Annotated in this window: 17 protein-coding genes; 8 read left to right on the forward strand and 9 right to left on the reverse strand. The window is 68.3% G+C overall.

From position 1 onward, the window contains the following. Positions 1–153: 153 nt before the first annotated feature. Positions 154–2,574 (forward strand): penicillin-binding protein 1A, encoded by a 2,421-nt coding sequence (locus AC3ITM_RS15170; protein ID WP_489266165.1) that lies wholly within the window; start codon positions 154–156, stop codon positions 2,572–2,574. Between the two features lie 174 nt (positions 2,575–2,748). Continuing rightward, the gene (locus tag AC3ITM_RS15175) at positions 2,749–3,393 is read left to right on the forward strand and encodes a hypothetical protein (protein WP_489266166.1); all 645 of its coding nucleotides are present in this window, start codon (positions 2,749–2,751) and stop codon (positions 3,391–3,393) included. 572 nt (positions 3,394–3,965) lie between these two features. Here the strand turns inward: AC3ITM_RS15175 and AC3ITM_RS15180 are convergent. The 9 genes from AC3ITM_RS15180 to AC3ITM_RS15220 form a co-directional block, all read right to left on the reverse strand. Then, a complete protein-coding gene (locus AC3ITM_RS15180) occupies positions 3,966–5,243 on the reverse strand; it encodes a citrate synthase (RefSeq protein ID WP_489266167.1) in 1,278 nt (425 codons plus the stop codon). Positions 5,244–5,551: 308 nt separating this feature from the next. Then, positions 5,552–5,812, reverse strand: coding sequence for a type B 50S ribosomal protein L31 (locus AC3ITM_RS15185; RefSeq protein ID WP_228887263.1), 261 nt, complete (start codon positions 5,810–5,812; stop codon positions 5,552–5,554). 109 nt (positions 5,813–5,921) lie between these two features. Further along, entirely contained in the window at positions 5,922–6,860 is a 939-nt protein-coding gene (locus tag AC3ITM_RS15190) for a nucleoside hydrolase (RefSeq protein ID WP_489266169.1), read from the reverse strand. 438 nt (positions 6,861–7,298) lie between these two features. After that, complete coding sequence (recG, locus tag AC3ITM_RS15195) at positions 7,299–9,410, reverse strand: ATP-dependent DNA helicase RecG (RefSeq protein ID WP_489266171.1); 2,112 nt, start codon at positions 9,408–9,410, stop codon at positions 7,299–7,301. 1 nt (position 9,411) lies between these two features. Further along, positions 9,412–9,804 (reverse strand): RidA family protein, encoded by a 393-nt coding sequence (locus tag AC3ITM_RS15200; RefSeq protein WP_489266172.1) that lies wholly within the window; start codon positions 9,802–9,804, stop codon positions 9,412–9,414. Positions 9,805–9,928: 124 nt separating this feature from the next. Further along, complete coding sequence (locus AC3ITM_RS15205) at positions 9,929–12,088, reverse strand: RelA/SpoT family protein (protein ID WP_489266173.1); 2,160 nt, start codon at positions 12,086–12,088, stop codon at positions 9,929–9,931. A gap of 166 nt (positions 12,089–12,254) precedes the next feature. Further along, the gene (gene rpoZ / locus AC3ITM_RS15210; RefSeq protein WP_017357259.1) at positions 12,255–12,554 is read right to left on the reverse strand and encodes a DNA-directed RNA polymerase subunit omega; all 300 of its coding nucleotides are present in this window, start codon (positions 12,552–12,554) and stop codon (positions 12,255–12,257) included. A gap of 112 nt (positions 12,555–12,666) precedes the next feature. Beyond that, positions 12,667–13,332, reverse strand: a complete 666-nt coding sequence (gmk, locus tag AC3ITM_RS15215) for a guanylate kinase (RefSeq protein ID WP_489266175.1) — start codon at positions 13,330–13,332, stop codon at positions 12,667–12,669. Continuing rightward, positions 13,329–14,189: a YicC/YloC family endoribonuclease gene (locus AC3ITM_RS15220; RefSeq protein WP_489266176.1), complete on the reverse strand. Its 861-nt coding sequence runs from the start codon at positions 14,187–14,189 to the stop codon at positions 13,329–13,331. The genes gmk and AC3ITM_RS15220 overlap by 4 nt, the downstream gene beginning before the upstream one ends. Positions 14,190–14,315: 126 nt before the next feature. On the opposite strand from AC3ITM_RS15220, the gene rph reads away from it, so the two are divergent. The 6 genes from rph (at position 14,316) to AC3ITM_RS15250 (ending at position 20,139) form a co-directional block, all read left to right on the forward strand. Further along, the gene (gene rph, locus AC3ITM_RS15225) at positions 14,316–15,044 is read left to right on the forward strand and encodes a ribonuclease PH (RefSeq protein WP_489266177.1); all 729 of its coding nucleotides are present in this window, start codon (positions 14,316–14,318) and stop codon (positions 15,042–15,044) included. Continuing rightward, positions 15,041–15,430, forward strand: coding sequence for a VOC family protein (locus tag AC3ITM_RS15230; RefSeq protein WP_489266178.1), 390 nt, complete (start codon positions 15,041–15,043; stop codon positions 15,428–15,430). Before rph ends, AC3ITM_RS15230 begins: the two co-directional genes overlap by 4 nt. Next, on the forward strand, positions 15,427–16,020 hold the full coding sequence (gene rdgB / locus AC3ITM_RS15235) for an RdgB/HAM1 family non-canonical purine NTP pyrophosphatase (protein WP_489266179.1): 594 nt from the start codon (positions 15,427–15,429) through the stop codon (positions 16,018–16,020). The genes AC3ITM_RS15230 and rdgB overlap by 4 nt, the downstream gene beginning before the upstream one ends. After that, positions 16,020–17,234: a radical SAM family heme chaperone HemW gene (hemW, locus tag AC3ITM_RS15240; RefSeq protein WP_489266181.1), complete on the forward strand. Its 1,215-nt coding sequence runs from the start codon at positions 16,020–16,022 to the stop codon at positions 17,232–17,234. The genes rdgB and hemW overlap by 1 nt, the downstream gene beginning before the upstream one ends. A 95-nt stretch (positions 17,235–17,329) precedes the next feature. After that, positions 17,330–19,789 carry a DUF1631 domain-containing protein gene (locus AC3ITM_RS15245; protein ID WP_489266183.1) on the forward strand — a complete coding sequence of 820 codons (2,460 nt, stop codon included), beginning with the start codon at positions 17,330–17,332 and terminating at the stop codon, positions 19,787–19,789. Continuing rightward, on the forward strand, positions 19,786–20,139 hold the full coding sequence (locus AC3ITM_RS15250) for a PilZ domain-containing protein (protein WP_489266184.1): 354 nt from the start codon (positions 19,786–19,788) through the stop codon (positions 20,137–20,139). The genes AC3ITM_RS15245 and AC3ITM_RS15250 overlap by 4 nt, the downstream gene beginning before the upstream one ends. Positions 20,140–20,192: the final 53 nt, after the last annotated feature.

Genomic DNA, 20,192 nt, shown 5'->3' on the forward strand with positions numbered 1-20,192 from the left:
TCGCAACCATCACGCCATGAAGTGTGGACTTCGACACACTTTCACGCGTCCCCAGACGGTGATCGATCTGCGCTCCCCAGGAACAACCCCAGCCGTTCCCTTGTGTAATCTATACTCTGCGGCCACGAAATTCGCAATCGGAATCTGTCACTGATGACACGCTTTCGCCGCTGGCTGCGCTGGTTGCTGGTCGCCTTCCTGGTCCTGGGCCTGATCGGCGCCGCCGTTGCCGGTGGCCTCTACTACGCCATTTCCTCCAAGCTCCCGGATGTGCAGAGCCTGCGCAACATCGAGATGCAGGAGCCCATGTACGTGTATGCCAGCGATGGCAAGCTGATGGCCGTGTTCGGCGAGTCCCGGCGCACCCCGATCACCATGAAGGAGGTCCCGGAACGGCTCAAGCAGGCCTTCCTGGCCACCGAGGACGCCCGCTTCTACGAGCATGGCGGGGTCGACTACAAGGGCATCGGACGGGCGGTGTGGCTGCTGGCCACCACCAGCGACAAGCGCGTGCCGGGCGGGTCCACCATCACCCAGCAGGTCGCCCGCCAGTTCTTCCTCAGCTCCGAGTACAGCTACACCCGCAAGCTGGCCGAGATCCTGCTGGCCCGCAAGATCGAGGCCGAGCTGAGCAAGGACGAGATCTTCGAGCTGTACCTGAACAAGAGTTTCTTCGGCAACCGCGCCTACGGCGTGGCCGCTGCGGCCGAGTTCTACTACGGCAAGCCGCTGGCCAAGCTGGACCTGGACGAGATGGCCTCGCTGGCCGGCATTCCCAAGTTCCCGTCCAGCGGCAACCCGATCAGCAACCCCGAGCGCGCCCGCGAACGGCGCGACTACTACGTGTTGCAGCGCATGGCCGACCTGGGCTTCATCAGCCAGGCCGAGGCCGACGCCGCCAAGGCGGTGCCGATGCATGCCAGCGCGCATGAGCCGCCGGTGCAGGTGGAGGCCCCGTACGTGGCCGAGCTGGTCCGCCAGGAGATGATCGCCCGCTTCGGCGGCGACGTGGTCAACAAGGGCTATCACGTCACCACCACCATCGACGCGACCATGCAGACCGCGGCCAACCAGGCGGTGTTCGACGGCCTGCGCACCTACGACCACCGCCACGGCTGGCACGGGGTGGAACAGCACGTCGAGTTGCCCGCCGATGCCGACGCCAAGGCGATGGCCGCCAAGCTGTCGGGCATCGTGGCCCAGTCCGGGCTGCTGCCGGCGATCGTGGCCGGCACCGCCGCCGATGGCAGTGCCACCGTGGTGCTGGCCAACCGCAGCGAACTGGTGCTGCCGGCCACCGCCAGCCGCTGGGCCAACAAGACCCCGGCCAAGCTGCTCACCCGCGGCGACGTGGTGCGGGTGCGCCGCGGCGAGAAGGAAGGCGAGTGGCTGCTCGACCAGATCCCGCGCGGCCAGTCCGCGCTGGTCTCGCTGGACGCCGAAAGCGGCGCGCTGAAGGCGCTGGTCGGCGGCTTCAGCTTCTCCGGCAACAAGTTCAACCGCGCCACCCAGGCGCGCCGCCAGCCCGGCTCCAGCTTCAAGCCGTTCATCTATGCAGCGGCGTTCGACAAGGGCTTCAACCCGGCCTCGATCGTGCTCGACGCCCCGGTGGTGTTCCGCGACCGCCGCGGCAAGACCTGGTCGCCACAGAACGACGGCGGCGGCTTCCGCGGCCCGATGCGCCTGCGCGAAGCCCTGGTGCAGTCGCGCAACCTGGTGTCGGTGCGCCTGCTGGATGGCATGGGCGTGGACTACGCGCGCAAGTACATCAGCGAATTCGGCTTCGCCGAGGCCGAACTGCCGCCGAACCTGTCGATGTCGCTGGGCACCGCCTCGCTGACCCCGCTGTCGGTGGCGCGCGGCTATGCGGTGTTCGTCAACGGCGGCTCGCGCGTGGAGACCTGGCTGATCGACCAGGTCACCGACCGCGACGGCAACGTGGTGTTCAAGGAAAACCCGGCGATGGCCTGCCGCGACTGCGCCGGCACCAGCGGCGGCGCGCCGGTCAGCCAAGTGGTGGACGGCTTCAACTTCGGCGCCGCCGCAGCGCCGGCCCCCACCACCGCGGCCAAGCCGCAGCAGCCGGCCGAACCGGCCAGGCCGGTCAACCCGGATGCGCGGGTGGCACCGCGGGCGATCGATGCGCGCACCGCCTACCAGCTGGTGTCGATGATGCGCGACGTGGTCCAGCGCGGCACCGGTACCGCGGCCAAGGTACTCGGCCGCGCCGACGTCGGCGGCAAGACCGGCTCCACCAACGACCACCGCGACGCCTGGTTCTCCGGCTTTGGCGGCCCCTATGCCACCACCGTATGGGTAGGCCGCGACGACTTCCGCTCGCTGGGCTACCGCGAGTACGGCGGCAAGGCCGCGCTGCCGATCTGGATCGACTACATGCGCGCCGCGCTCAAGGACGTGCCGATCGCGCAGAACGAGCCGCCGTCGGGCATGGTCCAGGCCACCCTCAACGGTGCCACCGAGTGGGTCAAGGTCGAGGACATGGACAAGATCGAGGAGTTCAACGTCGAAGCCCAGGTACCGCAGGCCGACGACGCCGCATTCGATATCTTCTGACGCCGGCGTGTCACCGTGATCGAACAGGCCGGGCATAGCCCGGCCTGTTTCGTTGTGCGCTGGCCCGGCCGTCTCCCCATGCCCGATCGCGCGGGCAGCCAGGCGTGGCCGGGCTCTACCCCCTTGTCACATCCGCGGTGTACAGTCGCGGCAGGTCGCCAAGGAATCCCGGTCATGCATCGAGCCCCTCAGCATGCAGCCACCCAGACCCGCGAGCGCCGCCACCGGCTCGCCCATGAAGCCGCCCGCCTGATGGCCGAAGGCGGGATCCGCGATTACCACCAGGCCAAGCTCAAGGCCGCCGCCCGGCTGGACATCCACGACGATGCCTCGTTGCCGCGCAATGCCGAGATCGAACACGCCCTGCGCGAGTACCAGCGCCTGTTCGCCGGTGCCGACCACGGTCAACAGTTGCACCAGCGCCGCCAGGCCGCGCTGCGCGCGATGGAATTCCTGCACGACTTCGCCCCGCGCCTGTGTGGCCCGGTGCTGGACGGCACGGCCGACGCCAACAGCCCGGTGCAGTTGCAGGTGCACAGCGACGACCCGGACGCGCTGCAGCGTTTCCTGGACGAGCACGGCATCCCGGCCGAATCGCGTTCGCGGCGCCTGCGGCTGGACCGCGAGCGCACCCTGGACGCGCCGGTGTGGGTGTTCAGCGCCGAGGAACTGAGCTTCGACATCGCCGTGCTGCCCTACGACGCGCTGCGCCAACCACCGCTGTCGCCCATCGATGAAAAACCGATGCGGCGCGCCTCGCTGGCCCAGCTGCGCGAGCTGCTGGCCACCGAAGAGATCGCCGGCTACCTGGACCGGTAGGTCCGACCCATCCATAAATAGGTTCTTCGCCGATTTACGGGAAGTCAGCTGCGCACTAAAGCCTCAGATCAACGGCAATGACCGACGTATGCGCTGATTGGGCTGGCGCGGGTGGGTTGGCGGGACACGCCGTGAACCCCGCTCCGCGGCCCGGCCCAGCCGCCGGCGGCTGTGCGTTCAGTCGCATGCGAGGCAGTGCCTCGCAAGCAATGCGCCTTCACCCATGGGGGCTTGGCGAAAACTTGCTCGGGTGCGCTGTCCTGCGCACTCGGCAAGGCCGGGGTTGGGCGTCCTGCCCAACCCGTCCGGCGTATACGCCGGACCCATGTTTTCGACAGTCCCGCCAACCCACCCGCGCCAACCCTCCGCACATGGCCGGTGCGCATGGGGAAGCATAGGTCCGAGCCACGCTCTGGTAGCGCCATGCCCAAGGAACGGCATCCGGCCAGCGGCCGGCACTACCTGCTTTCCTGCAATGCCATGGCCTTTGGGCGGTAGCCCCAGGCATGGGCGAAGAACCAAAAAAAAACGCCTCCTTGCGGAGGCGTTCTGATTGCAGCGGCCGCCGGGGATCAGCCCTGGTAGTCGCGCACGTCGTGGCCGGTGTAGACCTGGCGCGGGCGGCCGATCTTCATTTCCGGGTCGACCTGCTGCTCCAGCCAATGCGCCACCCAGCCGGAGGTACGGCCCAGGGCGAACATGACGGTGAACATCTCGGTCGGGATCTGCAGCGCCTTGTAGATGATGCCGCTGTAGAAATCCACGTTCGGGTACAGCTTGCGGGCGACGAAGTAGTCGTCCTGCAGCGCGGCCTGCTCCAGCTTCACCGCCACGTCCAGCAGCGGATCCTGCACGCCCAGCTGCTTGAGCACCTTGCCGGTCATCTCGCCGATCACCTTGGCGCGCGGGTCGAAGTTCTTGTACACGCGGTGGCCGAAGCCCATCAGGCGGAAGCCGGAGGTCTTGTCCTTGGCCTTGAGCACGGCCGACTCGACGTTGTCGGCCGAACCGATCTCTTCGAGCATCTTCAGCACCGCTTCGTTGGCACCGCCGTGGGCCGGGCCCCACAGCGCGGTGACGCCGGCGGCGACCGAGGCGTACGGGTTGGCACCGGTCGAACCGACCAGGCGCACGGTCGAGGTCGAGGCGTTCTGCTCATGGTCGGCGTGCAGGATGAACAGCAGGTCCAGCGCCTTGACCACGTCCTGGTTCAGCTCGTACTGGCCGTCGGCCGACTCGAAGGTCTGCTTCAGGAAGCGGCTGACGTAATCCAGCGAGGTGTCCGGGGTGTTGGCCGGCAGGCCCTTGCCGTGGCGGTAGATCAGCGCCGACAGGGTCGGCACCTTGGCGATCAGGCGCACCGCGGCCTGGCGGCGCTGCTGCGCATCGGACAGGTCCAGCGCGGCGTGGTACTTGGCCGACAGCTGCGCAATGGCAGCGGCCAGGATGGCCATCGGATGGGCATCGGTGGCGAAGCTGGCGATCAGTGCGTTGACCGATGCATCGACATTGGCCTCGGCAGCCAGCTCATCGGTGAAGGCCTTCAGCTGTTCGGCGCTCGGACGCTCGCCATGGATCAGCAGGTAGGCCACTTCGACGTAGCTCGACTTTTCCGAGAGCTGTTCGATCGGGTAACCGCGGTACAGCAGCACGCCCTTGTCACCGTCGATATAGGTGATGGCGGACTTGCAGCTGGCCGTGGCGGTGTAACCGGAGTCGTAGGTGAAGAGACCGGTTTCCTTGGTCAGCTTCGAGATATCGACGCAATCGTTGCCGAGCGTAGGTTTGATGACGGGCAGAACAACCGACGTATCGCCGGCGTTGAGCGTGACCTGATCAAGATCGGACACTGTGTGCGCTCCTCGAGGGAAGGCGCCCGCCCAAGCGCATGGGGCAGGCACGTGAAGGAAGTCCACGATCGTTATCGTGGATCCGGCCATTATCGCACAGCAACATTTTCGACGCCCTAGGACGGAAGTCGTAGAAGGCAGGGCCCAACGCACCACCGGACAGGGCAAGACGGCCGCGCCACGGCCCCGGGCACACAGCGTTCCGCCGGCGGCCGACACGGCATTAACCGGCGTTCATTTTTGCCGCGCGCACGAAAAAACAACGGCCGCCAGGGCGACCGTTGTTTCTGGACAGCTGTGTCGGCAGATCAGGCTGCGGTCGGCGCCGGCTTGCCGAAACGCTTCTGGAACTTGTCGATACGGCCGCTGGTGTCGATCACCTTGTGCTTGCCCGTGTAGAACGGATGCGAAGCCGAGGAGATTTCCACCTTGACGAGCGGGTACTCGTTGCCGTCTTCCCACTTGACCGTGTCCTTGGTGGACATGGTCGAACGGGTCAGGATCTTGAAATCAGAGGTAACGTCGTGGAAAACCACGTCGCGGTAAACAGGATGAATATCGGCCTTCATGGGCGCGCACCGTAATAAGGGCTGGTGGTCAAGAGCGGCATTATAGCCCCGCTTGCCGCCAAGGGCAAGCCGGGACCATCAACCGTGCGAAAGGGCCGCCATGGCGGCATCAGACGACGCCGAGCGCAGCCCGGACCTGGGCTTCAAAGCGCCCCTGGTCATAGGCCATCAGCAGCCGGGTGTTGTCCGGCTGCCCGGTCTGGCGGTTCCAGTCGACAATGGTAGCACCCCGGCTGTGGACCCCGGCCAGCTCCACGTTCAGCGGGCGCGATTCCACCCGCAGCGCGCCTTCGGGCTGCAGCGCCCAGGCCATGGCCAGGGCGTCGGCGGCGTACCAGCGTTCGCCGCGGCTGTCTTCGGACCACAGGCGGGTCTGGCGCGAGATCAGTTCATAGAAGCGCGCCTTGTCGCTGTCGGCGCCCAGCCACTGCTCGACATCCTTGTGCAGCAGGCCGTGGGCGACGGTGGCTTCCCAGTCGGCCACTTCGATATGCGGGAAGCCGCTGAACACGATGTGCGCCGCCTCCGGGTCGAAGGCGATGTTGAACTCGGCCGCCGGGGTGATGTTGCCGTGGCAGGTCACCGCCCCGCCCATCACCAGGAAGCGCTTCACGCGCTGCGGCAGGGTCGGATCCAGCTTCAGCGCCAGGGCCAGGTTGGTCAGCGGGCCAAGCGCGACCAGGAACAGCTCGCCGGCGTACTGGTGCGACAGGCGCAGGATCGCCAGCGCGGCGTGCTCGGCCTCGGCCTGGCGCTTGGCGGCCGGTAGGTTGACGTCGCCAAAGCCATCGGCGCCGTGCACGTGGGCGGCATCGACGGAGGGGTGCAGCAGCGGATCGGCGGTGCCGGCGTAGACCGGCACATCGTCGCGGCCAGCCACTTCGCACAGCTTCAGGGCATTGCGGACGGTATGGTCCAGGCCAACGTTGCCGGCGGCGATGGTCAGGCCAACGATATCGTGGCGCTCATCGGCAAAGGCCATCAACAGGGCCAGGGCATCATCGACACCCGGGTCGGTATCGATCAACAGCGGAATCTTCTTGGTCATCGTTGCCGTCTTGATAGTCGGCGAGGGACTTTCGCACCCTGCCATGACAAATACAAGGCGGGGCAATCGGAGGTGCGAAAGGCGCCGGCCGCCGGCCGGCGCCCATACGTGCGCAGCACGGATGGGTAGGTACCGACCGTTGGTCGGTACTCGCTTGAAAAAAGCCCGAGGCTGCCGCTTCGCCTGAGTCACCGGCGACCGGATGGGCCGCTTCGGGGCCGGTAGGCCTTTCTGCAAATGTCCCCCGGTATCCGCCTGACGGCGGCTACCTCCTCCTTTACTTTGCCGAAAGGCCTACCGGCCCCGAAGCGGCCTGGCTTGCGGAACCAAGCACGTCAGCCGAGGCGTTGCCGGCCACGTGGGCACGGATACGCTGATGGGCGAAGTATCGGAGTCGTGGCGGGCAAATCAGCGGCATTGGCGGTATGCGGCGACGTTTTACGCCGACGCATACCGCACCGCCGTGCCGATCCAGCGCCGCACCACCCTGTCGGCCACCTCCGGCGCCTCGGCCAGCAGGCGCTCGGCCAGGTCGTGCACGCCCGGCAGCAGGTCCGCATCGCGGGCCAGGTCGGCCATGCGGAACGCCGCCAGCCCGGTCTGGCGCGTACCCAGCAGTTCGCCGGGCCCGCGCAGCTCCAGGTCCTTCTCGGCGATCAGGAAGCCATCGTTGGTCTGGCGCATGGTTTCCAGCCGCTCGCGGGCCATGGCCGACAAGGGTGCCTGGTACAGCAGCACGCAGCGCGACACCGCCGAGCCGCGCCCTACCCGCCCGCGCAGCTGGTGCAGCTGGGCCAGGCCGAGGCGCTCGGCGTTTTCGATGACCATCAACGAGGCATTGGGCACGTCCACGCCCACTTCGATCACGGTGGTGGCCACCAGCAGGTCGATCTGGCCGGCCTTGAACGCCACCATCGTGGCCAGCTTCTCGCTGGCCTTCAGCCGCCCGTGCACCAGCCCCACCCGCACCCCGGGCAACAGCGCCTGCAGCGAGTCGAACGTGGCCTGCGCCGGGGTCGCGTCCAGTTCTTCGCTTTCCTCGATCAGCGTGCACACCCAGTACACCTGCTGGCCTTCGCGGCACGCCACCGCGATGCGTTCGATCAGCTCCGGGCGGCGGTCGTTGTTGAGTGCCACGGTCTGCACCGGGGTGCGCCCGGGCGGCAGTTCATCGATTGCCGAGACATCCAGGTCGGCGTATTCGGACATCGCCAGGGTGCGCGGAATCGGGGTGGCGGTCATCACCAACTGGTGCGGCACGCTGCGCCCGTCGGCCCCCTTGTCGCGCAGCGCCAGTCGCTGGTGCACGCCGAAGCGGTGCTGCTCATCGACGATGGCCAGGGCCAGGTCCTTGAACACAACGCTGTCCTGCATCAGCGCATGCGTGCCGACCACCACCTGCGCCTGGCCCGAGGCGACCTCGGCCAGCACCTTGCTGCGCGCCTTGCCGGTGACCTTGCCGGCCAGCCACGCCGTGCGCACGCCCAGCGGCTCCAGCCAGGCGCGCAGATTGTTCAGATGCTGCTCGGCCAGCAGTTCGGTCGGGGCGGCCAACGCCACCTGCTTGCCGCGCTCCACCGCCAGCATCGCCGCCAATGCGGCCACCACCGTCTTGCCCGAGCCGACGTCGCCCTGGACCAGGCGCAGCATCGGATGGGCCTTGAACAGGTCCTTGCGGATCTGCTCGAACACGCGTTGCTGCGCGCCGGTAAGCTGGAACGGCAGGCTGTCGCGCAGTTGCCTGGCCAGCGCGCCCTGCCCGCGCAGCGACGGCGCGTGATGGGCCTGCAGGGCCATGCGCTGGCGGCGCAGGCTGAGGTGGTGGGCCAGCAGTTCTTCGATCGCCAGGCGCCGTTGCGCCGGGTGCCGGCCGGCGGCCAACGCGGCCAGGTCGGCATCCGGTGGCGGCCGGTGCACGGTCAGCAGCGCGCTGCGCAGCGACGGCAGGCCCAGGCCGGACAGCCACCCCGAGGGCAGCAGCTCCAGCGTGGACTCTTCCGGCAGGCGGTCCAGGGCCAACCCGATGAACTTGCGCAGCGTAGCCGGGCCGACGCCCTCGACCGCCGGGTAGACCGGGTCGAGGCTGTCGCCGAGTTCGTCATCGTCCTGGCCGCCCATCACCCGGTAACTGGGGTGGACGATCTCCAGCCCGTTGTGGCCGGGCTTGGCGCTGCCGTAGCAGCGGATCCGCGCGCCGATGGCGAACTGCGCCACCTGCTGGGCACGGAAGTGGAAAAAGCGCAGCACCAGGGTGCCGTAGGAATCGTCTTCGATCGCGACCTTGAGCACCGGTCGGCCACGGAAACCGCGCTCGACCGCACTGACCCGCCCTTCCACCTGGGCGGCCATGCCCGGCTGCAACTGGGCGATGGTGGTCAGCCGGGTGCGGTCTTCATAGCGCAGCGGCAGGTGCAGCCACAGGTCCTGCAGCGATGACAGGCCACGGGCCTCCAGCTTGGTGGCCACCGCCGGGCCGATCCCGGGAAGCATCGCAAGCGATGCCTCCCCGGCCGCGGCCAGTGCCGGCGCAGGAGCCCGTGACCTGGCCACGTCAGGCCTGGTCGAGCACCATCACCGCATCGACTTCGAAGTTGGCGCCCTTGGGCAGGCCGGACACTTCGATCGTGGAGCGGGCCGGGAACGGCGCGGTGAAGTAGTCCTGCATGACCGCGTTGACCTTGGCGAACTCGGCCAGGTCGGTCAGGTACAGGCCCAGGCGGACGATCTGGTCCAGCGAACCGCCGGCCTGCTCGGCCACGGCCTTGAGGTTGTCGAAGGCGCGACGGGCCTGCGCCTCGATATCGCCCGCACCGACGATGTCACCGGTGGCCGGGTCCAACGGAATCTGGCCGGAGAAATACACGGTATTGCCGGCGCGCACGGCCTGCGAATACGGACCGATCGCGGCCGGTGCCTTGGCGCTGGTGATGATCTGGCGGGACATGGAAGCTCCACGATGTTGAAGGGGGGAGCGTGATTGTATCGCGCCGATGCAACGCCAACCGTAGGGCGGGCCATGCCCGGGCATCGCGGTGCCGGGGCCCGAAGCATCCGACCATGGGTCGGATCTACTGGCGCCTGACCGATTGCACCACCGACAAGCGCCGCAGGCGGCGCATCACTTCGGCCAGGTGGTTGCGGTCGCGCACCTGGATGTTGAAGGCCAGCACCGCCGCGTTGAAATCGCGGTCCAGGTAATCCACCCGTTCGATGTTGGAATGGCTCTGCGCGATCGCCGCGGCCAGCTGGGCCAGCACGCCGGTGCCATTCTCCACTTCCACCACCAGCGCGGTGTCGTAGTCGCCGGACACGGTGGTGTCCCAGCCGATCGGCACCCAGCGTTCGGGCGACTTGCGCAGCTCGGCCAGGTTCGGGCAATCCAGCCGATGCACCACGATGCCCTTGCCGGCGGTGTGGTAGCCCATGATCTCGTCGCCGGGAATGGGCTGGCAGCAGTTGGCGAAGGTGACCACGCCGCGTTCGCTGCCGTTGATCAGGATCTTTTCCTGTGAATGCCTGGAATGCACGCCGCCGCGCAGTTCGGCGTAGGCCATCAATGCCTGCGCGGCCTGGTTGGGCATCCAGTTGCCCAGCGCCACTTCGGCCAGCAGGGCCTCCAGGCGCGGGTAGCGGTGTTCGGCCAGGAAGGCATCCAAACGGCCCTTGGGCAGGCGTTCGAGCGAGCTGTCCATCGCCTCCAGCGCGCGGTCGAGCATGCGGTGGCCCAGCTGCACGGCATCTTCGTGTTCGAGTTGCTTGAGCTGGTGGCGGATCGCGGTGCGCGCCTTGGAACTGACCACGAACTCCAGCCACTGCGGCTTGGGCGTGGCCGAGCGCGCGGTGATCACTTCCACCGTCTGCCCGCTGACCAGCTTGGTGCGCAGCGGCACCAGCTTCTTGTCCACCCGCGAGGCCACCGCCATGTTGCCCACGTCGGTATGCACCGCATAGGCGAAATCCAGCGCGGTGGAATTGCGCGGCAGTGCCAGGATCTTGCCCTTCGGGGTGAACAGGTAGACCTCGTCCGGGAACAGGTCGACCTTGACGTTGTCCAGGAACTCCAGCGACGAACCGGCCGCGCGCTGCGAATCGATCAGCTCCACGATCCAGGCATGGGCGCGGCTCTGCGCACTGTTGGGCGAATCGCCGCCAAACTTGTAGGTCCAGTGCGCGGCCACGCCGCGCTCGGCGATCAGGTCCATTTCCTCGGTGCGGATCTGTACTTCGATCGGCGAACCGTACGGGCCGAACAGCACCGTGTGCAGCGACTGGTAACCGTTGGCCTTGGGGATGGCGATGAAATCGCGGAAGCGCCCGTCCAGCGGCTTGAAGGTAGCATGCACCGCGCCCAGCGCGTGGTAGGCGTTGGGCACGCTGCGCACGACCAGGCGGAAGCCGAAGACATCCATCACCTGGTCGAAGGATTTGTTCTCGTCGTGCATCTTGTTGTAGATGCTCCACGGGGTCTTGATCCGGCTGACCAGGCGGTGCTCCAGCCCTTCCTTGGCCAGGCGCTGGGATAGTTGCACTTCCACCTGCGCCATCGCCTCGCGGCGCACCACCGGCTGGCTGCGGATGTGCTTTTCCAGGATGGCGTGGCGCCACGGGTACAGCGCCTTGAAACCCAGGTTCTGCAGCTCGCTCTTGACCAGGCTCATGCCCAGGCGCTGGGCGATCGGGGCGTAGATTTCCAGCGTTTCGCGGGCGATGCGACCGCGCGCTTCGCGGCTCTGCGCGCCCAGCGTGCGCATGTTGTGCAGGCGGTCGGCCAGCTTGATCATGATCACGCGCAGGTCGCGCGACATCGCCAGCAGCATCTTGCGGAAGCTCTCGGCGGCCGCTTCCTGGCGGTCGCGGAACTTCAGCTTGTCCAGCTTGGTGACCCCGTCGACCAGTTCGGCCACCGCTTCACCGAACTCGGCGGCCAGCTCCTCACGGGTCAGCGGGGTGTCTTCGATGGTGTCGTGCAGGATCGCGGCGATCAACGCCTCCACGTCCAGGCCCAGCTCGGCCAGCACCTGCGCCACCGCGACCGGATGGGTGATGTAGGGCTCGCCCGATTTTCGGGTCTGGCCGGCATGCGCGGCGGCGCCCACTTCCCAGGCACGGCGCAGCAACGGCAGCTGCTCGGGCGGCAGGTAGTGCGCCGCGCGTTCGAGCTGGAGGACATAGTCGGGTACGGCCGCACCGGGAGGAGCGGCGACCTTGGCAGTGGGGCCTGGGTTCATGGCTGAAGACTATGCCAGCGGCGGGATAACGGCAAACCCCTGAACAGGCATTTGAGCCATGTCCTACGCCCCGGCACGCCGTGTCCGCCCAGCGCGATGCCCGCAACGCAGAACAGCCCGCCAAGGGCGGGCTGTTCGGGCAACAACGGGGTGAACGCCGAAGCGATCAGTCGTCGTTCTTGGACATGTCTTCGTCGGCGACGACTTCGGCAGCGGCCCATTCCAGTGCTTCACGCTCGGCACGCTCGCGTTCGGCCTTCTCGACTTCATCGATCAGGGCGTTGTCGATCTTGCGGGCGGCGATTTCGCGCAGCGCCAGCACGGTCGGCTTGTCGTCGGTTTCGCTGTTGTCCAGGGTGGCCTGGACGCCATTGGCCAGCTGACGGGCGCGCTTGGACGCCATCATGACCAGTTCGAAACGGTTGTTCACGACTTCCAGACAATCTTCTACGGTGATGCGGGCCATGCGGGCTCCCGGCAGCCGGTGAGGGCTGCGCAATCGAATGAGGGAAAGGGGAGCGATTGTACCGGCCAGGGCTGGACAAAATCAAGCCGACCGGCTACCACCGCTTTGCAAATCAGTCAGTTGGGCCCGATTCCTGGGTCAACAGGGCCTGGATCAGCCCGGCGTGGCGCACCTTCTGGGCCTCCCGGCGCAGCCGGCTGGCGGTGAAGATGGCGCACAGCTCGTCCACTGCGGTGTCGAACACTTCGTTGACGATCACGTAGTCGAAGTCGTTGAAATGCAGCATTTCCTCGCGCGCGGCGGCCAGGCGCTGGGCGATCACCGCCTCGCTGTCCTGCCCGCGCTTGCGCATGCGGTCCTGCAGCGCCTGGCGCGACGGCGGCAGGATGAACACCGTCACCGTGCCCGGCACCAGTTGGCGCACCTGCTGGGCGCCCTGCCAGTCGATCTCCAGCAACACGTCCTGGCCGGCAGCCAGCTGCGGCTCCACCGACTGCCGCGCGGTCCCCTTCCAGTCGCCATGCACCCAGGCGTGCTCGAAGAAGTCGCCGGCGGCGATCATCCGCTCGAACTCGGCGGCACTGACGAAGTGGTAGTGCTCGCCGTTGACTTCGCCGGGGCGGGTGGCGCGCGAGGTGAACGAGATCGACAACGCGATCTGCGGGTCGCGCGCCAGGGTGGCGTTGACGATGCTGCTCTTGCCGGCCCCGGAAGGCGCCGCCACGATGTACAGGGTGCCGCGCGCCGGCTCGGCGCTCAGGGTGGGCTGGCTGCTCATTCGATGTTCTGCACCTGTTCGCGGATCTGGTCGATCAACACCTTCAGCTCCACCGCCGCGTTGGAGGTGCGGCTGTCCACCGACTTGGAGCCCAGCGTATTGGCTTCGCGGTTGAACTCCTGCAGCAGGAAGTCCAGGCGCCGGCCGACCGGCTCGCGCTGGGTGAACACCCGGCGGATCTCCACGATATGGCTGCCCAGGCGGTCCAGTTCTTCATCCACGTCCAGCTTCTGCAGCCACATCACCAGTTCCTGTTCGGCCCGGCCGGGGTCGACCGGGTGCGGCAGGTCGGCCAGACGGGCGGCCAGCTTGGCGCGCTGGCCTTCGCGGATCAGCGGAATCAAGGTGGTGACCTCGGCGGCGATGCGCTCGATGCTGTCCACCCGCTCCTGGATCGCCGCGGCCAGTTTGTCGCCTTCACGCTCGCGCGCGGCCACGAACCCATCCAGGGCGGTGTCCAGCAGGGCCAGCGCCTCGGCCTGCAGCGCGGCGGCGTCGACCGCCTCGCCCTGCATCACCCCGGGTACCTGCAGCAACTCGGTGAAGCTGACCTGCAGGCTGGGAAAACCCGCCGACAGCCGCGTGGCCAGTTCGCCGAGCTGGCCCAGCAGCGCCTCGTTGACCACCAGCGCACCGGTCACCTCCGGCGCGCGCAGGCGCAGCACCAGGTCGATCTTGCCGCGGCTGCAGCGGGAAGCGACGCGCTCGCGCAGCTGCGGTTCCAACGCACGCAGTTCCTCGGGCAGGCGCACGCCCACCTCCAGGAACCGGTGGTTGACCGAGCGCAGCTCACAGGCCAGCGTGCCCCAGCGGGTGGCGCGCTCGCCGCCGGCATAGGCGGTCATGCTTCGAATCATGGTGGGTTTTCCGATGTTCCCAAAGGGGGAATGGTACCCTAGCGGTCTCATTCGAGCCTCCCTGCCTGCCATCCCCCGGGGTGCGGGCGTGGTCGCGTTTCCCCAGCCTTCACGGAACCCCACAGCATGTCCGATCCCCGTCCCAGCGGCCGCCAGGCCGACCAGCTGCGCGAAGTGCGCATCGAACGCGCCTTCACCCGCCATGCCGAAGGGTCGGTGCTGATCAGCTTCGGGCAGACCCGCGTGCTGTGCACCGCCAGCGTGGAAAACCGCGTGCCGGGCTTCCTGCGCGGCAAGGGCGAAGGCTGGGTGACGGCCGAATACGGCATGCTGCCGCGCTCGACCCACACCCGCAACGACCGTGAGGCCGCGCGCGGCAAGCAGGGTGGCCGCACCCTGGAGATCCAGCGCCTGATCGGCCGCACCCTGCGCGCCTGCGTCGACCGCGGCGCACTCGGCGAGCGCACCATCACCCTGGACTGCGACGTGCTGCAGGCCGATGGCGGCACCCGTACCGCGGCCATCACCGGCGCCTACGTGGCGCTGGTGGACGCGGTCAACTTCCTGATCAAGCGCGGCGACATCAAGCGCAACCCGATCTTCGGCGCGGTGGCGGCGGTGTCGGTGGGCGTCTACCGCGGCACCCCGGTGCTGGACCTGGACTATGCCGAAGACAGCGACTGCGATACCGACATGAACGTGGTCATGAACGACGGCGGCGGCTTCATCGAACTGCAGGGCACCGCCGAAGGCCATGCGTTCCGCCGCGACGAGCTGGACGCCCTGCTGGTACTGGCCGAAAAGGGCATCGGCGAGCTATTCGCGGCACAGCAGGCCGCCCTGGCATCGGCATGAACCGCCGCATCGCGCTGACCACCCTGGTCGTGGCCGACTACGACCAGGCGATCGCCTGGTACACCGGCAAGCTCGGCTTCCAGTTGCTCCAGGACATCGACCAGGGCGACAAACGCTGGGTCGTGGTCGGCCCGGCCGACGGCAGTACCGCGGCGCTGCTGCTGGCACGCGCCAGCACCGATGAACAGCGCAGCCGGATCGGCAACCAGACCGGCGGCCGGGTCGGCTTCTTCCTCAACACCGACGACTTCTGGCGCGACCACGCCGCGATGACCGCGCGTGGCGTGGCGTTCCGCGAAACCCCGCGCGAAGAGGCGTACGCCACGGTCGCGGTCTTCGCCGATCTGTACGGCAACACCTGGGACCTGCTGGAGCCCAAGCAATGAAACTGGTACTGGCCAGCGGCAACGCCGGCAAACTGAAGGAACTGCAGGCCATGCTGGCCGACCTGCCGCTGCAGATCGTGGCGCAGGGCGAACTGGGCGTGAGCGAGGTCCCGGAAACCGGCCTGACCTTCGTCGAGAACGCGCTGATCAAGGCCCGCCATGCCTGCCAGAGTACCGGCCTGCCCGCACTGGCCGACGACTCGGGCCTGATCGTGGATGCGCTCGACGGCGCGCCGGGCCTGTACAGCGCGCGCTATGCCGGCAGCCCGACCAACGATGCGGCCAACAACGCCAAGCTGCTCGAGGCGATGCGCGAGGTGCCGGCCGAACGCCGCAGCGCCCGTTTCTTCGCGGTGATCGTGCTGCTGCGCCATGCCAACGACCCGCAGCCGCTGATCTGCGAAGGCAGCTGGGAAGGCGTGATCGTCGATGAACTGCGCGGCAGCCATGGCTTCGGTTACAACCCGCTGTTCCTGGACCCGGTGCTGGCACAGACCGCCGCGGAAATGGCGCCGGACCTGAAGAACGCGATGAGCCACCGCGCCAAGGCGCTGCAGCTGCTCAAGCAGAAGCTGCCCGAGCTGCTGTGATGCCCCACGCCTCCTGCTCCCACCTTCCCGGCGAAGCCTGTTCGGGGGACCACGACCACGCGCCGCCGCTGGTGCCGCCGCCGCTGGCGCTGTACGTGCACCTGCCGTGGTGCGTGCGCAAATGCCCGTACTGCGATTTCAACTCGCATGCGGCCAAGGGCGAACTGCCGTTCGAGGCCTACATCGATGCCCTGATCCGCGACCTGGACCAGGACCTGCCGCTGGTCTGGGGCCGGGTGGTGAGCAGCGTGTTCTTCGGCGGCGGCACCCCCAGCCTGTTCCCGCCCGAGGCGATCGACCGCTTCCTGCAGGCCGCCTCGGCGCGGCTGCGCTTTGCGCCCAACCTGGAAGTGACCCTGGAGACCAACCCGGGCACCGCCGAGCACGGCCGTTTCGACCGCTACCGCGCGGCCGGGGTGAACCGCATCAGCTTCGGCATCCAGACCTTCAACGACGACGCCCTCAAGCGGCTCGGGCGCATCCACGACAGCAACGAGGCCGAGCGTGCGGTCAAGCTGGCCCAGGATGCCGGTTACGACAACTTCAACATCGACCTGATGTATGCGTTGCCGCAGCAGACCCTGGCCCAGGCCGAGCACGACCTGGAACGCGCCTTCGCGCTGCAGCCCACGCACATGTCGCACTACCAGCTCACCCTGGAGCCGAACACCGTGTTCTTCGCGCGGCCGCCGCAGGGCATCCCCGACGAGGATTCGGCCTGGGACATCCAGGAGCACTGCCAGCGCCTGCTCGCCGAGGCCGGCTACGCGCAGTACGAGGTCAGCGCCTATGCCAGGCCGGGCCGGCAGAGCCAGCACAACCTCAATTACTGGCGTTTCGGCGACTACCTCGGCATCGGCGCCGGCGCGCACGGCAAGATCAGCAGTGGTGCCGAACAGCACGTGCTGCGCCGCTGGAAGCACAAGCACCCGCAGACCTTCATGGACCATGCCGATACGGCCGCGGGCATCGGCGGCGATGAGGTGATCGGTGCGGACCGGCTGCCGTTCGAGTACATGCTCAACCTGCTGCGCCTGCATGAGGGTTTCGGCCTGAAGGATTTCACTTCGCGCACCGGGCTGGACCCGGCGCGGATCGCGGTGCCGCTGCAGGCCGCGCTCGCCCGCGGCTGGCTGACCCGCGACGGCGACCACTTCCAGCCCACCGAGCTGGGCCGGCGCTTCACCAACGACGTGGTCGAGCTGTTCCTTTAAGGAAGGCAGAAGCCCCTGCCAGGACATCCCTTCTGGCGGGAACAGGGCGAAAACGTTAGATTCCCTGTTCCCAGGGGAGCCGGAACCACTCACGGATGTCTGCGTCCGCACCGTCATCGTCCCAGCCCGACCCGGCCCGGTTCGCCAACGTCGCCGTCCCGCCACGCGTGCGCCGGCTGCTGGCCGCCCTGCATGCGCTGGCCGTGCAGACCCTGAGCAACCCGCTCAAGCTGACCATCGTCGAACTGGAACGCGAGCTGTTCCGCGACGCCGAGCGCGCGCGCAACAGCCAGATCCAGGCCGACATCTACGCCCAGACCCGGCGCCTGCACGAGGTGAACGCACAGTTCGCCCCGCGCTTCCTGGAAGCCCTGGCCGGCGCCCTGGCCAGCCTGCGCGAGCCGCGCGAGCGCCACCTGCCCGCCGCGGCCGCCGCCCCGATGTCGGCCAGCACCCTGACCCTGGTCACCGACACCGATATCGACCGCGACATCGTGCTGGCGGAGATCGTCCGCCGCGAGGCGCAGCGTTCGGCCAGCGCCCTGCAGCTGCTGGGCCAGCGCTTTGCGGTGCTGGCCGCCGGCCCGGAGTTCGATGCCGAAGACCTGCCGTTCGGCCCGCATGTGCTGTGCCGGATCCTGCGCGACCTCGGCGAACAGTTCGCGCTCGGGCTGGAAACCCAGCTGGCGCTGTACCGCGTGTTCGACCGCCAGTTGATCGAGCGCCTGGGCGAGCTGCTGGAACGCGCCAACATCCTGCTGGCCCATGAAGGCGTGCTGCCCGGCCTGGTGTATACGCCGTACCTGGCCCGCTCGGCGACCACCCGCCGGATCGTCACCGGCAACGAACGCGGCAGCGCCGGCAACCCGCCCCGCGAAGGCGGCGCGCAGCGCCCGCTGACCGGCTGGAGCGGCTCGGGCGGCAGCAGTGGCTGGGCGGCGATGACCAATGAGGCGATCGCCAGCCTGCCGGCCTCGCTGCAGGCCGCCCTGTCCAGCCCCGTCCAGGCGGCACCGGGCAGCGGCGCGGCGCCGGACCTGGCCGCCCCGGCGATGTCGGCCCTGCACCAGCTGCTCGGTGCCGCACGCCAGGCCCATGCCGCTGCCCACGGCAGTGCAGTGGCCGACACGGCGGCGGACGCGCCGACCGGTCCTGCCGGGCAGGCGGCGGCCGCGTCGGGCAGCGTGCCGGCGCAGGGCGCCGAAGGCAGCACCGCGGCCGCCCCGGCAGCGGTGCCGGTGGCCAATGCAGCCGTGCACGCCACCCTGGCCAAGCTGCAGGCGCAGACCGCCGCGATCGGCGGGGCGCGGCGCAGCATGGCCGACCTGCACAACGCCCTGCTCGCGCAGATGCGCGCCGACCACGGCCCGCAGGCCGCCCTGACGGTCAAGGACAACGACACCTTCGACCTGCTGGACATGCTGTACGGGCAGATCCAGCACGAAGTGCGCCCCAACGCGGTGGCCGCCGACCTGCTGACCCGGCTGCAGGTGCCGGTGGCGCGCGCGGCGCTGTCCGACCCGGCGTTCTTCGTGCGCGACCAGCATCCGGCACGCGAACTGCTCAATGCCGTGGCCGAAGCCGGCGCCAACTGGCTGGGCGAGGAGGACATCGACCCGCAGCTGGTGCACAAGCTGGGCCGGGCCGTGGACCAGGTGGTCAACGACTACCAGGGCGATGCGGCGGTGTTCGAGACCGCCAACGAAGACATCCAGCAGCACTTCCGCGCGCTGGCGCACAAGGCCGAACTGGCCGAGCGCCGCCACGTCGAAGCCGCGCGCGGCAAGGAACGCCTGGAAACGGCCAAACAGCAGGCCGCGACCAGCATCGAACAACTATGCGTGCAGGCCGAACCGCCGCGCTTTGTGCAATCGCTGCTCAAACAGGCCTGGTCGGACGTACTGACCCTGACCCTGCTGCGCAGTGGCGAAGGCTCCGAACAATGGCAGCAGCGCCAGCAGGAAACCGCGCGCATCGCCGAGGTCACCTGCCTGCCGCCCGGCTCGGCACCCAGTGATACCGAGCTCGGTGGCCAGGTCGAAACCGCGCTGCTGCAGGTCGGTTACCACCAGGACGAAGCCGCCGCGATCGCGCGCCGGCTGTCCACGCCCGGTGGCGAGGACGACAGCAGCTCGCGCACCGAACTGACCGCGCGCATCCGCGCCCGCACCCGGCTGGGCGAACAGGCCGAAGGCAGCGAGGCACACAGGGCCACCCCGCTGGCGCGCAGCCCGGCCGAGGAAGACCGCTACCGCCAGCTGCGCACGCTGCCGTTCGGCACCTGGTTCGAGTTCACCACCAACCAGCAGGGCGACCTGCGCCGCCAGCGCCTGTCCTGGTACAGCCTGCTCACCGACAACGCGCTGTTCGTCAACCCGCGCGGGCAGAAGGTCGGCGAGCATTCGCTGGATGCGCTGGCGCGGCTGATGGCCAGCGGCCAGGTACGCATCGTCAGCGAAGACAAGAGCCGGCTGATCGACCGTGCCTGGCAGGCTACCCTGCGCACCCTGCGTTCGCTGGCCGGCAACAGCCCCGCCGTGGAGAGCGCACAATGAGTACCGAGACCGATACCCGCTGCGCGCCGCGCCGCCAGGTCGCCGACCTGGTGCCGGTCACCGACATGATGGCCGAGGCCGTGATCGGCCGGCTCGGCAACGTGTCCGAAACCGGCATGCTGATGCTGGCTTCGGTACCGCTGCAGGAAGACGCGCTGTACCAGTTGCAGTTCGCCATTCCCGGCCCGCATGGCCAGCCGCTGGCGCTGGACGTGGGCGCCCACCTGCTGTGGTGCGAGCAGACCCACGCCCCCGGCCAGGCCTGGGTGGGGTTCCGCTTCCTGACCCTGGGCCGGGAGCATCGCGAACAGCTGCGCACGTGGATCGCACAGGAAACTTCGGCGGCCTGAGTGCCGGTTCCGGCACAGCGCGGCCGGCGCGATTGCGGCAGAATCAAGGGCTG

Source organism: Stenotrophomonas sp. KH_029 (assembly GCF_057839765.1).